Below are 12758 nucleotides of genomic sequence, written 5' to 3'. Positions count from 1 at the left end.
CGCGGCGCCGCGTCGGCCGCGGGCGATCCTTGCCTGGCGAGGCAGGAGTTCGAGCCGATGAGCGCCGATCAGAGCACAGATGCCTCGTTGCCGCTGGGCGGCGGTCACTTGACACCGTTCAAGGACGGCACCTTGTTCGCGGTAACCCGATCCCTGCCATGCCCGCGTCATGCGCTCCCGGCGGAGCGCGCGAGACGCTCGTTACGGCGGGCAGGCACGAAGGTGAGACGCTGGGCTTCTATTCGCGATGAAACTCCAGCGCCAGGAAGAGGAGGGGATGCACATGGCTGATCGCTTGGAGGACCCTGTCCGCACGACGAGCTTCGGATTGGGGTTGGTCGATGCTCATACGGTGCAGGAGAACCGCGGTTCGTTCCTGGGGCTCGGCATCGCCCTGTTGGTGCTTGGCGTTCTCGCGATTCTCATGCCCGTGGTCGCCTCGCTGGTCTCGGCGGTCGTCATCGGGAGCGTGCTGGTGGTGAGCGGCCTCCTCCTGGGCGTCCACGCCGTCCGGAACCCGCGATGGGCCAACTCCTCCTGGTCCCTCGTGAGCGCCCTGTTCCAGATCGTCGCGGGCGTCCTGATCGTGGCCTTCCCGGTGACAGGCACGATGACGCTGACCTTGATCCTCGCGGCGTTCTTCTTCGCAGACGGCTTCCTCAGGATCATCCGCGCCATCCAGCACCGCGGGATGCCCGCCTGGGGCTGGCTCCTGTTCGATGGGCTGCTCTCGCTGGCGCTCGGGGTCCTGATCTGGTGGCGCTGGCCGAGCACCGCGGCGTGGGCGCTCGGCCTGCTCGTCGGCGTCAACCTCATCATCAGCGGATCGTCGATGCTGCTGATCGGGGTCAGCGCGCGACCCCGGCCTGTGGCCAGCGCGCGCGTGTGACCGGCGCGCCGCGCCCGGAGCGGCGCGCCACGCTCGTCGTCGCTCAGCCGTACGGTCGCGGTCCATGAGGCCGGTCTCTGACATGTTCGGAGCGCCGGCGGGCGCGGCCGCTCGAAGCGCCTGGATGCCTGCCCTCAGCGCGACCCGTTCGCCAGCATGGTGCAGGCGGAGAACACGGTGTTCGTGCCCGATGTCGAGATCAAGGAGCCGAAGGACAGCTATGAGTTCAACATCGACCTGCCCGGCGTCCCCGAGCAGGACCTTGAGGTCTCAGGCCGACAAAGCCGGGCAGACCGAGAAGGGCGACGAGAGGGCGGCGTAGTTGCTGGTGTGGCCCTGGCGGAGGAGGAGGTCGAATCCGATGCGCGTCAATGAGATCATGACATTCCCGGCCATCACGATCGCTCCAACCGATTCGGTCGCGCACGCCGAGGAGACGATGAACCGCGAGAAGATCGGGCACCTCCCGGTCACCGACGGCGACGTGCTGGTCGGGGTCGTCAGCCGGCAGGACGTGCTCGACGTGTCGCCTCCGAGAATCAGCATTCCGTCGGAGGACGACGAGATCGAGTACAAGGCCAAGCTCCACGTGAGCAAGATCATGCGCGGGGTGGTCGAGACGGTGCGTCCCGACACAGACGCCGCCGAGGCCGCCGGCAAGCTGCTCGATCTGAAGATTGGGTGTCTTCCGGTCATCGACGAACGATTCCACGTCGTCGGAATCGTCACCACGTCCGACTATGTCCGCCTCGCCAGAGACCTCCTGAGCCATACCTGAGCCATAGACGTCTCGAAGAGACGGGCGTCGTGCGCCCCTGATGCACCATCTACAACATCGACCATCGCCTCCGTCACGACTGCTGCAGATCGGCGCTATGAATCGCTGAACCGCGAGGCCATGCTCATGATCGGCGAAGCCGACATGGAGCTCCTCAGGGTGCGCTGCGATGCCTATGTCATCGAGTAGCGCGGCGCCTCGCGCCGGCGTGGCGCCGAGACACACCTTGACGGGACCGCCTTTCGCAGGCGCCGGACCGGCGGGCTCGTCGGGAGCGCCCGGATGGACGCCCGGCGCATCCGTGTCGAGTGCGGGAGGGCGAGGTGATCTTCCTCGGCCGCGTGCGCTCGTGGGCCGAGAAGGAAGAAGCCGAGCGGGCGGCATGGTCGGCTCCGGGCGTCCACTGCGTCGAGAACCTCATCACCGTCGAGCCGTGATAACGCCCCGGCGCAGCTCGCGAGGTGGGGGCTCCGGATCGATCTCCAGCGCGCCTCCGGCGCCCGAACTCGCGGGCGATCCTCAGCCATGCCTGACGAGCTGGACCGGCAGGATATAGAACAGCGCGATCAGGAGGATGATGAGCGCGCCGGCGACGGGGCTCCACCATGCGACGAGGAACGAGGCGCCGTAACCGATCGGCCCTATGAGGTAGCGCTCGGTGGTCGCTCGGATGACATCGTCGTCCAGCTCCGGATCGACCAGCCGGCGATTGTGGGTCGCGTGCAGCCATATGGCCAGGAACAGGCTCGCCGTGACGAACAGCGAGCTCGCGTAGACGAGGAGCGCCGTGCGCGTCCTGTCGTCGTGCGCGTGCCAGTAAACGCCGAGGAGCGCCGTCGGAAAGGGGATGAGCGCGATCGTCATCAGGAAGAGCACGTTGAGCTTGAGGAAGACATGGTCCGTGCGCCGGAACAGCCTGAAGACGTGGACGTGGTGGCTCCAGTAGATCCCGAGGTACACGAAGCTCATCACGTAGCCCACGTAGACGGGCCACTGCGTCGCCAGCGCATCCAGGAGCCGAGCTGAGTCGGTCAGCCCTTGAGGGATCTTGAGCTCGATCACCAGCAAAGTCGCCGCGATCGCGAACACCGCGTCGCTGAGCGCCTCAATGCGGCTCGTCCCCTCGTGCGTCGCGAGGACGAGGGCGAGCCTCCGGCGTCGGTGCGGTCTCAGGCGCTCGCCGGGAGCGCTCGCCAGAGGGGCCGTCATGGGCTCGTTCGCCCTCTCCCTGGCTGGCCGCCGCTCGCCGTGAGCAGCCACGTCTCCACGGCGTGCGCGAAGCCCTCGTCGTCGTTCGACAGCGTGATGAAGCGCGCTTGCCGCTGCACGACGGGGCGCGCGTGCCCCATGGCGATGCTGAGCCCGCTCTCCCGGAACATGAACACATGGTCCGGCAGCTCGCCGATCGCGGCGATGGCCGCACCGGAAATGCCGAGGAGCGCCGAGAGCGTCCTCACGACCTCTCCAGGGTTGGCCCGGGGATGCCTCACCTCGATGGAATGAGGCCGCTGGCGTGACTCCGAGAGGTACGCGCACGCTCCCAGGAGGCCCGACTCGCAGCGCTCCAGCACCTCGGCGTCGTCGCTGACGCCGACGATCTTGACCGCGCGGTCCACGACGCCCTCCCGGCGCTCGACGACCCTAGGGAGAACCTGCACGGCCGCCTGCTCGAGCGCTACGCGCGGCGCGTCGGCGCGGCGCACCAGCCAGTCGTCGCCCTGGTAGACCCAGACGTCGGCGCCGTGTCGCTCCAAGGTCGCGATGACGACTGCGGCCGCGCCATTGTCCAGCGGGTGCTGGAAGATCTTCTTGAAGGCCAGATCGCCTGTCGCCCCGAACAGCACGAGCGCATCGGCGGCGCTCACGCCGCCTGCTCCGCGGCGCCGCCGAGCGCGCGCCGCATCGCCCCGATCGCCTTGCCCATGATCCATCCAGCGAGCACGCGCCCGGCTCCTCTCGTCACGGCCCTGGAGCCGTGCCTTCCCGGTCCGGCATCGCGTGTGCCACGCCGGCCCAGCACCCGAGCGCGCTCGTTCCGGCGGGCGACGCGACGACGCGGCGTGGGGCGACGTGGCGTGAATCGAGCGCAGGAGCCTCCCGGCTCGTACCCTGGAGCGCGCTCGAGGGCAAAGGACGGTGACGAGCGTCGCCGGCGGCACGGGGCGCCGCGTGCTGCACAGGGCACTTCGTGCACGGGCGTGCTCGCCAGGAGGACGGGCGCGGCATGCGCGCGACGTCGCGGCGAGGAGCTCTCCGGGGTCCTTGCTGCCGCAGCCCTGAGCGCGGCCCTGCGCCGTCCGTGTGCAGGTTGCGCATGCGGCGGGTCTGGTCCGATGATCGCTTGAGTCGACTCCATGCTCGATCGAGTCGTTGCCTACCTGAGGACGCACGGCGTACCGTTCCGTCTCTCCAGCCATCCATCGCCCGAGCCGCTCCCGGCGGTCGCGCACTGCGTCCCTCCGGGCGGCCTCGCAGTAGAGACGCAGGTGCTCGTCGTCGGCGGGCAACCTGCCATCGCCTGCCTGCCCCGGGGGGAGAGGCTGAGCCTCCCGGAGCTCAGGCACGAGCTCCGCGCGGAGGTGATCGAGGGCAGCCCCGCGGATCTGAAGCCGCCCTACTCGCAGGCCGGCGGGCAGATCCCGCCGCTCGGTGGGGCGATGGGCGCCCTCACCCTCATCGACGAGCGGCTGACAAGCGCGTCCGCCATCGTGTTCACGGCCTTCTCCCCGAACGACTGCATCGAGCTCTCGTATGACGAATTCGCGCGCCTCGAGCGCCCCCGCGTCGCCTCGTTCACGATCGGCGGCGAGCTCCCGGAGCATGCCGAGCCGCAGGAATCCAACAAGAAGGTCGCGTAGGTTACCATGGCCAAGATCATCGGAATCGACCTGGGTACGACGAACAGCGTCGTCGCCGTGATGGAGGGGAAGGAGCCCAAGGTCATCCCCAACCAGGAGGGCTCGCGCCTCACCCCGTCCGTCGTCGCCTGGGACGAGCGGGGCGAGGTGCTCATCGGGCAGATCGCCAAGCGCCAGGCGGTCGTGAACCCCTTCGGCACCATCGCCTCGGCGAAGCGCTTCATCGGGCGGCGCCTCGAGGAGGTCACGGAGGAGGCCAAGCGCGTGCCCTTCAAGGTCGTCGAGGCGAAGAACGGCGACGCCGCATTCGAGGTGCGCGGCAAGGTCATCTCGCCGCCGGAGGTGTCGGCGCACGTCCTCCAGAAGCTCAAGAAGGCGGCGGAGGAGTACCTCGGCGAGAGCGTCTCGGCGGCCGTCATCACCGTCCCCGCGTACTTCAACGACGCGCAGCGCCAGGCGACCAAGGACGCCGGGCGCATCGCGGGGCTCGACGTCAAGCGCATCGTGAACGAGCCGACGGCCGCGGCGCTCGCGTACGGCCTCGACAAGAAGAAGCACGAGATCATCGCCGTCTACGACTTCGGCGGCGGCACGTTCGACATCTCCATCCTCGAGGTGAGCGACAGCGTGGTGCAGGTGATCTCGACGAACGGCGACACCCACCTCGGGGGCGACGACATCGACCACCTGGTGATCGACTGGCTGGTCGCCGAGTTCAAGCGGGACACGGGCATCGACGTATCGACCGACAAGATGGTCGTCCAGCGCCTCAAGGACGCGGCGGAGCAGGCGAAGATCGAGCTCTCCAACGTGCAGGAGACCACCATCAACCTCCCGTTCCTCACCGCGGACGCCTCGGGCCCCAAGCACCTCTCGAAGGTGCTCACCCGCTCGCGGCTCGAGCAGATGATGAAGCCGCTCGTGGACCGGACGATGGAGCCCGTGCGCCGGGCCCTCGGCGACGCGCAGAAGACGGCCCAGCAGATCGACGAGGTCGTCCTCGTCGGCGGCTCCACCCGAATCCCCTTGGTTCAGGAGACGGTCCGGAGCTTCTTCGGCAAGGAGGCGCACAAGGGTGTCAACCCCGACGAGGTCGTGGCCGTCGGCGCGGCCGTGCAGGCCGGCGTGCTCTCCGGAGAGGTCAAGGATCTCCTGCTCCTCGACGTCACGCCGCTGTCGCTCGGCGTGGAGACGCTCGGAGGCGTAATGACGCCGATGATCCCGCGCAACACGACGATCCCGGCGCAGAAGAAGGAGGTCTTCTCCACCGCGGCCGACGGCCAGCCCTCGGTGGAGGTCCACGTCCTGCAAGGGGAGCGGGCCGAGGCGCGGTACAACCGGACGCTCGGTCGCTTCCACCTCGACGGCATCCTGCCGGCGCCCCGCGGGGTGCCGAAGATCGAGGTGGCGTTCGACATCGACGCGAACGGCATCCTCTCGGTGCACGCCAAGGACATGGCCACCGGCAAGGATCAGCGCATCACCATCACCGCGTCGGGCGGGCTCAAGGAGGACGAGATCGAACGGATGGTCTCCGAGGCGCAGCGCAACGAGGCCGAGGACGCGAGGCGCCGCGAGGAGATCGAGCGCCGGAACAAGCTCGACACCCTCTGCTACACGCTCGAGAAGACCGTCGCGGAGAACAAGGACAAGCTCGCCGACGCCGACGTCGCGGCCCTGAATGCGCTCATCGCCGAGGGCCGTCGCGCGATCGAGCAGCAGGACGACGCCCAGGTCGCGGCCGCGCTCGAGAAGGTGGAGAAGGAGGCGCACCGCGTCGCCCGGGTGATGTACGAGAAGGCGGGCGGCCAGCCGCCCGAGGCTCCGGCGCCGCCCTCGGGGGCGCGCGATACCGGAGGGAAAGAGGGCGTGATCGACGCGGAGTTCGAGGAGACCGGGACGTAGGCAGGTCCGATATCGAGGCGGCGAGCCGCCCGGCTGCGCCGTGCTCCTGAGGAGTGCAACTGGCGTAGGCATCGGCGCGCCGCGCGCGCGTCGCCCGGAGGCCAGGGCCGGCGGTTGTCCATGGTTTGCGGAAGCGCTGGCGCGTGGGCGGTCCTCGGTGGTCCTGGATGCCTGCGGCGTCAGCGCCGCTCGCTCTGGGTGCGGGCCAGGAGGATGCTGACTTTGCCGGTAGCCCGCTCGAGCGCCGCCACCGCGTCGTCGCGCTTGTCCTCCGCGATGGCCTTGAGCGCATTCCGGGTCTCTGCGATAGCCGCGACGGCTTCTTGATCTCCGCAGCCGCTCCCCGCGTACCGCGTACCCACCTTCCGGCGGCCATGAGTCTTGCTATCGGCGTCTGCCTGTTAAGCCCTCCGGTTCCGTCGGAAGTCCGAGAAGCCGACCGATCGCCTCGTGGACGACACGGGCCGCCTCCTCATCGCCGAGGGCGACGGCACGGCTCAGCGTGCCCGCGAGCGAGGCGACCACGGCGGCCCGAGGCGACGGGTCGGCCGGTGCGAGCCCGCCAAACTCAGGCGTCGGCGGTCGGGCCCGGATTGGGTCGATGCCTTCCGAAGGGTTGCGATCGGTGGTCTGGTGCCCCCCAAATCCCGCGGGAAGCGACGGATCGCGACGGTTCGGCACCGCAACTTCGTTCCTCCAAAAAAAGATGGGTGGCACCCGTCTCCGGATGGACGTGCCTCCACGAAAAGATGGGTCGCGCCCGTCTCCGCGATGGACGCGCCTCTGGCAAACGATGGGGCTACCCATCTCCCGATGGACGTGCCGGCAGGAGTTCGTAGTCCGTGCGGTTTGCGACCAGGTCGACCGCGGCGCTCCGCCCTCGACCAAGTGGACATCGACGTTGCCGAGCTCCCCGGCATTCACCTCCACCCCGCGGCCGCTCCCCCGCCAGGCGCCTTACCAAGCGAGCGGCGTCCCCTTGAGGGGTACAGCCGCCCTACCACGTCAGCGACGGCGTCGGATGCCGAAGACGGCTGCAGCGGCCGCCCGCCCGCTCATTGAAATCCGCGAAGATTCCGCGACGTGCGGCTGTAGTACTAGAGCGCCGAACAGGTTGAAACTCGCCTGAATTCAATGGGTGGCAAGCCCCAACCGATCTTCCAGAAGCAAGCTCCAAGCACAACGAATGCGGGAAAGAGAGCAACCGCAAGGGCGCAAGGGGCGCAAGGGACCAGAGATGAGATATGTTCTTGCCTTCGCCTTGCGCCCCTCGCGCCCTTGCGGTTGCTCTTCCCTTCTGTTGATTTCCTCGGAACTCCAACGTGATCGGTGCGCTAGCGCTCACGCGCCTGGAGCCGCACGACGTTGCTCGCGCGTCTGAGCCGCCCGCGAGCGCCACACGCGGCGGCGCCATCGCCGGGGAGCCACAAGACCGGCTACGGATGGCCCGATGGGGTTCCGCAGGCACCGCAGCCCAGACGGTCCCGCAGTTTTCGCCGCTGCTCGAGGGCGACGCCGCTATTGCCCCCGGCCGGCGGGCCTCTCGGCGTCGTCGAGCTGCCGAGCGGCGCCTACGCCCATCACGTCGCGCAGGCGATGCAGATCGCCCAGGAGCGCCATCGCCTCGATCACACCGCGCGCGGTACTCGGGCGAGCGGAGCGGGAGAATCAACGGTTCAAGAGCTCGATCATGCCGCTGCGCATCCGCCCGTCTTCGATCGACGGCGCCCACGCGACAAGGGCGGGCCGCGCGGGGGCCTACGGTTCTGCCGTGCCGCGATCGCACACGGCTTGGACGCCCGCGCTCGCAACCAGCGACGGCAGGGCCCGACGCTCATCAGCACACGGACATCGACGGCCCCGAGCTCGCCGGCATCCACCTCGACCGCCGCGCGCGGAGCGGTCGCGGATCTCGACCCTGCGTCCTATCTGCTCGAGCGCCATGTAGCGCGACGTCGGCGGCCCCGCGCACCTGCGGCCGCTCCGGAGCGAGGAACGCGGCCTTGCTGTCTGCTCCGACGCCATGCAGAACTGGCGCCAGCCGGTCGACGCGCGCCGTGCCGACTTCGCGCGAAGTCATCCAGGTGAACCTCGACCCGGCGACGGCTCCGTACGCGCCGGCGTCCACCGCGACCCCGCGGCCGCTGTCTGCTCCGACACCAAGCAGCGCGACGCCGACGCGATCTGAACAATACTAGCTTCAGCCGGCGACGCAGGTGGAGGCCGCCTCGCCGGACTCTCCTTCAGGACCCCCTGCGCCCACGCCGAGCCGTGGGCCGATGCCGCGCCCAGCATCGTCGACCCCGGCGAGGGCCGCAAGGGGCCGTGCCCATGGCGATGGCCGGGTGGTTACGGCAGCCTGTGACGCCCAGATCCCACCAGTCTGGCCAAGCGAGTGTACTCGGATGAAAGTGCTCAGTCGTCCCGGCCCGGTCAATCGGCAGCCAGAGGCAAACGTCAGCTTCGATCCGGCGCTGTTCGCTCGCCATTCCTGAGCCTCCAACCACCAGGACAGCCAAAGCTGTGTTCGATGAGGAGCGCTCGATCAGCTCAGCGCCTGCGGTCGGTTCGCACGGCTAGAGTCATGATCCGCTGGTGTCTCACGTGCTGCGCCAACAACAGAGCGAGTCATACCCTCACGCACAGCCGCAGCCACACGACCCGTAGGCGGCTCGCCGCGAGCACGGCGGCGGGGCCCCCCTGCCAGGGGAATAGACTCGGATGGCCTCGCAGAGACGGGACTCACCGCGGGCACCAGGCCGGCGGGGCTGACCCCGGCTCCGAGTCTGCGTGTGTGCCGTCTCGCATAGGACACGTGGGTTTTCGGGCGCTTGTCCCGAACTCCAATGAGGGTATCCGGACGTCGTGGCGCCTTCGTAATCGAGACGAGCGCGGGACGGGAGAGCAGCGAGAGGCGCAGCCCCGGCGTGAGGCCCCCTCGCCCAGGGAGCACCGGAGATCCCCGGGTACAGCAACTGACGCCGCGGGCAAGCCGAATTCCACTGCGACAGCAGGCGAGCCACTGCGACAGATCCAGGCCAGACGGACTTACCACGGGCGCGCTCGGCAGGTGCTGACGTGAAGAACGATTCACGTGGGGGGAGCGTCGTGTACTATTGGGCTCGATGCAGGGAGCCGAGGGCGCGTGGTGGCCGGGGACGGGCGCAACGTCAAGCCGGCCAATGACGGCGACGCTCGGCAGTGCTCGGAGGACGGATTCGGTGAGGCTCGGCTCGGTGCGCCGGCGTGTCTCGGTCGACGAGGTTGGGCGGAATCAGGCCGGATGAGCTCGGGAAGCCTCCGACGAGGCCGTCGGAAGCGAGCTGGGCGGGGGCGAGCCATACCGGGGATCCAGAGCCGAGTGGAGCGAACATCGAAGCACGTGGAATCTACAGCGATCTGGCTCGGCGCAGCTCATGCCGACGGAGGTTTTCGATGAAGAGAATGGGAATGCGATGGCATCTTGTGGCGATGGTGATGACCGCTGCATTCACGGCTCTGGCGCCGGGTGCGTGCTCGGAATCGCCGTACGACACGACGGCGGTCGCCTCGCAGAAGTGTCCGAAGGATCAACCGGCGCAGTGCGTGGCGACGTTCGGAGACCCCAGGACGGCGGGAATCGAGGCAAGCCAGGATGCAGACGGGCCCGTCATCACGACGTTCTCTCCAACAGCGTACTTCGGGGACGCACCGTTCAGGAGCGACATCGCCTTTCAGGTGAAGAGCCCCGTAGCCGCGTCGCTTCGGTGCGAGTTCGATGCGGAGGGCGACGGCGTCTTCGAGCAGCACGTGGATTGCTCGGCGGGCTCAGTGTCCGTCGCGTACCCAGTCCCCGGCCGGTACGCGCCGGCGCTCCGGGTGACAGACTCTGCGGCGCGGGTCGCGACCGCGTCGGAAATTCTCCTGTCGAACCGCCTGGTTCTGAAGGCAGGTACTATCCTCGTCGACGCACTGCCTGGGCTCGCAGAGAGCTCGGTGGATGGCGACGTCGTGACGCTGACGTTCGCTTCCGAGAGCCAGGTGGCGCCGCTGGCCGCAGGGGCGATCCTACTCGACCGGAGGGTCAACGGCTACGTCCGTGAGGTGACGGCTATTGTGAAGGAGGGGGCGAAGCTCGTGGCGCAGACGGAGGAGCGCCCTGTGTACGATGCCTTCGATAGCGGCTATTTCGGGATGAGGTATGCCGTCGCGGAGCGGCTCGACGAGACCGGCGCGCAGCCCTACCCAGGGCCCAGGCCGCAGGACGCGCCGGGGGAGTTCGAACTCGGGCCGTTCCGTAGGAAGCTGAGCGTGCCTCTACCCTCGATTCTCAAGCTCGAAGTGAGCGGGGTGGAACTCGCCCTCGAAGACACTGCGCTCGATATCGAGTTCGAGCTCCATTTGTTCGAGGTCTCGATCCCAGCGCGCTATGCGTTTGTCATGGCAAACAGCCAGATCATATTCGAATCGGACGTGTCGATCACGGGCACGAAGCCCCTCATCGACAAGGAAGATGGGAGCACGTTTTTGCCGATCGGACCGCTCGGGGTAGGCTGGTCCACGCCACTCGGCAAGGCCGCGTTAGGTGCGGTCGTGGAGGTGGGAGTAGCCTCGGATCTGAACCTGTCGGTGGGGTGGCATCAGAAGGTCAGCAGCAAGCTCGCCCTCGATCTCCGGCAAACGGATCCCCTCGCACCTGCCTGGTCAAAGCAGATGCAAGGCTATCCGCCGGATGCCGCCGTCGTCTCGGGGCCGCCCCCGACATTTGAGGTCTCCAACGGCCATGTAGATCTCGAACTTACCGGCAAGCTCTTCGCGGCCCCCCAGGTCGTCATCGCGGTGGGGAACGCGGCCGGAGTGATGAGGCGTGCCAAGAAGGACCATAAGAAATATCAAGCCGAATGTAAGGCATTCAAAGGAATTCGAATGGCTGCGGGCTTCGAAGCGAACGTGTCATTCACGGGTAGCCTCGAGACGAACTCCGGCGGGACCTCGCTCTGCTTGCGGCTCGAGCGCGAGGCTATGCTCTTCGCTGAGCTCTTTCCCGGCTTCGAGTTTTGCCCTTCGGCAGAGCTTTCGCTCCTTGACGACGAGATGAAGGACGTGGGAAAAATCTGCTGGCCGTCGGCGCCGACGTGCACGAATGGCGAGCAGGACGGCAACGAGACGGACATGGACTGCGGCGGCTCCTGCGCCGACTGCGCAAACGGCAAAAAATGCAAAACCAACGCTGACTGCGTGAGCAACAAGTGCACGGGCGGCGTGTGCACAGCGCTAGCGGCGACGTGCTTCGATGGCGTCGTGAACGGCAACGAGACCGACTCGGACTGCGGCGGCTCGTGCTCCCAATGCGCTAATGGCAAGAGGTGTCGCGAGAATTCGGACTGCACGAGCGGTTCTTGCGAGGCGGGCGTGTGCGCCGCGCCCGGACCGACGTGTCCGTCCGGCGACGGGCTCTACTGTGGCAAGCAGGAACTCGGGCAGAACACGAGCTATCTCTACCGCTGCCAGGACGGCGTCTATTCGGTCTCGAGCGCCTGCAACGGGCTGGGTTGCCAGGTGAATTTGCCCGGTGTCGACGACTCGTGTGTTGTCGCCTGCGCGTGCGCCGGCGGCACGTGCTGCTCCGACGGGTGCAACTTCGACCCCGCAGGCACCTCATGCGGTCAGTGTAAGATGTGTAATGAATCTGGCTCTTGTTCAGTGAATAAAAGCAATGGCATGTCTTGTGGTAGCGACGGGACCTGTCAGGATGGGGTCTGCAAAGTCAACGCCTGCGAGTATTCGTGGTCCGTGGTTGCTCCTGACTACACCTGCGCCGGTGGCGTAGTTATGAACATTGCCGGCTCAGTGGACAACTCCGGGAGCGTAACTATCAGCGCCACCAAGAGGGACGGCAGCGGCCTAGGTGACGGAACTTATTATGTTCGCGTGTTCGACCCCGACAGTGGCGATCCGGGACAGCATTGCAAATACTTCAACGTGACGAAGGCGGAGGTTGTGGTGTCTGGGTCTCCGACGAGAATCACGTTCCCGGCATTTGCGTCACTGCTGGAGTGCGGTGGGCTACACAAGGGCTATTGCGTCACGAAACTCGACGGAGGAGACGGGGCATTCTGGTGCAGTAACACGCTTGAAGCGCAGTATGAATAGGCCAAGGCGCGGCTACCCCGCTTGTGCGCACAATGCGCGCACGCCGCGCACAAGGTGACATCCATCTGCTGGGGCACCTGGGAGCATGGGCCGCGTGGGATATTGCTGAGCTCGACAGTGGCGTCCTTCGCGCTCGGTACGCCCCCGGTTGTGACTGGGGTGGATGCCTCAAACTGGGCCGGGTTATCTTCGGAGA

10 protein-coding genes are annotated in these 12758 nt (G+C 67.4%); 7 read left to right on the top strand and 3 right to left on the bottom strand.

Annotated elements, in window-relative coordinates; genetic code table 11:
• Nucleotides 1-283 precede the first annotated feature (283 nt).
• From WME90_RS37075 to WME90_RS37060, 4 genes are all read left to right on the top strand, one after another.
• Nucleotides 284-889, top strand: a complete 606-nt coding sequence (locus tag WME90_RS37075) for an HdeD family acid-resistance protein (RefSeq protein WP_437276794.1) — start codon at nucleotides 284-286, stop codon at nucleotides 887-889.
• Between the two features lie 156 nt (nucleotides 890-1045).
• Nucleotides 1046-1264 carry a hypothetical protein gene (locus WME90_RS37070; protein WP_437276793.1) on the top strand — a complete coding sequence of 73 codons (219 nt, stop codon included), beginning with the start codon at nucleotides 1046-1048 and terminating at the stop codon, nucleotides 1262-1264.
• Between the two features lie 4 nt (nucleotides 1265-1268).
• Nucleotides 1269-1667, top strand: a complete 399-nt coding sequence (locus tag WME90_RS37065) for a CBS domain-containing protein (RefSeq protein WP_437276792.1) — start codon at nucleotides 1269-1271, stop codon at nucleotides 1665-1667.
• Between the two features lie 323 nt (nucleotides 1668-1990).
• Nucleotides 1991-2104, top strand: a complete 114-nt coding sequence (locus WME90_RS37060; RefSeq protein WP_437276791.1) for a BON domain-containing protein — start codon at nucleotides 1991-1993, stop codon at nucleotides 2102-2104.
• 82 nt (nucleotides 2105-2186) lie between these two features.
• Here WME90_RS37060 and WME90_RS37055 read toward each other — a convergent pair whose 3' ends face one another.
• Both WME90_RS37055 and WME90_RS37050 read right to left on the bottom strand, forming a co-directional pair.
• Nucleotides 2187-2876, bottom strand: coding sequence for a TMEM175 family protein (locus tag WME90_RS37055; protein ID WP_437276790.1), 690 nt, complete (start codon nucleotides 2874-2876; stop codon nucleotides 2187-2189).
• The gene (locus tag WME90_RS37050; protein WP_437276789.1) at nucleotides 2873-3532 is read right to left on the bottom strand and encodes an HAD hydrolase family protein; all 660 of its coding nucleotides are present in this window, start codon (nucleotides 3530-3532) and stop codon (nucleotides 2873-2875) included. The genes WME90_RS37055 and WME90_RS37050 overlap by 4 nt, the downstream gene beginning before the upstream one ends.
• A gap of 489 nt (nucleotides 3533-4021) precedes the next feature.
• Here WME90_RS37050 and WME90_RS37045 point away from each other — a divergent pair, with 489 nt between their 5' ends.
• On the top strand, nucleotides 4022-4525 hold the full coding sequence (locus WME90_RS37045; protein WP_437276788.1) for an aminoacyl-tRNA deacylase: 504 nt from the start codon (nucleotides 4022-4024) through the stop codon (nucleotides 4523-4525).
• Between the two features lie 6 nt (nucleotides 4526-4531).
• On the top strand, nucleotides 4532-6430 hold the full coding sequence (gene dnaK, locus WME90_RS37040) for a molecular chaperone DnaK (RefSeq protein ID WP_437276787.1): 1899 nt from the start codon (nucleotides 4532-4534) through the stop codon (nucleotides 6428-6430).
• 179 nt (nucleotides 6431-6609) lie between these two features.
• Here dnaK and WME90_RS37035 read toward each other — a convergent pair whose 3' ends face one another.
• Entirely contained in the window at nucleotides 6610-6792 is a 183-nt protein-coding gene (locus WME90_RS37035; RefSeq protein WP_437276786.1) for a hypothetical protein, read from the bottom strand.
• A gap of 3073 nt (nucleotides 6793-9865) precedes the next feature.
• On the opposite strand from WME90_RS37035, the gene WME90_RS37030 reads away from it, so the two are divergent.
• On the top strand, nucleotides 9866-12562 hold the full coding sequence (locus WME90_RS37030) for a hypothetical protein (RefSeq protein WP_437276785.1): 2697 nt from the start codon (nucleotides 9866-9868) through the stop codon (nucleotides 12560-12562).
• The last annotated feature ends 196 nt before the right edge of the window (nucleotides 12563-12758 follow it).

It is taken from the genome of Sorangium sp. So ce375, from assembly GCF_051473855.1.
In the GTDB taxonomy this organism is placed as follows: domain Bacteria; phylum Myxococcota_A; class Polyangia; order Polyangiales; family Polyangiaceae; genus Sorangium.
Note: the sequence above shows the minus strand (reverse complement) of the source record. Positions and strands in the feature narration are given on the sequence as shown.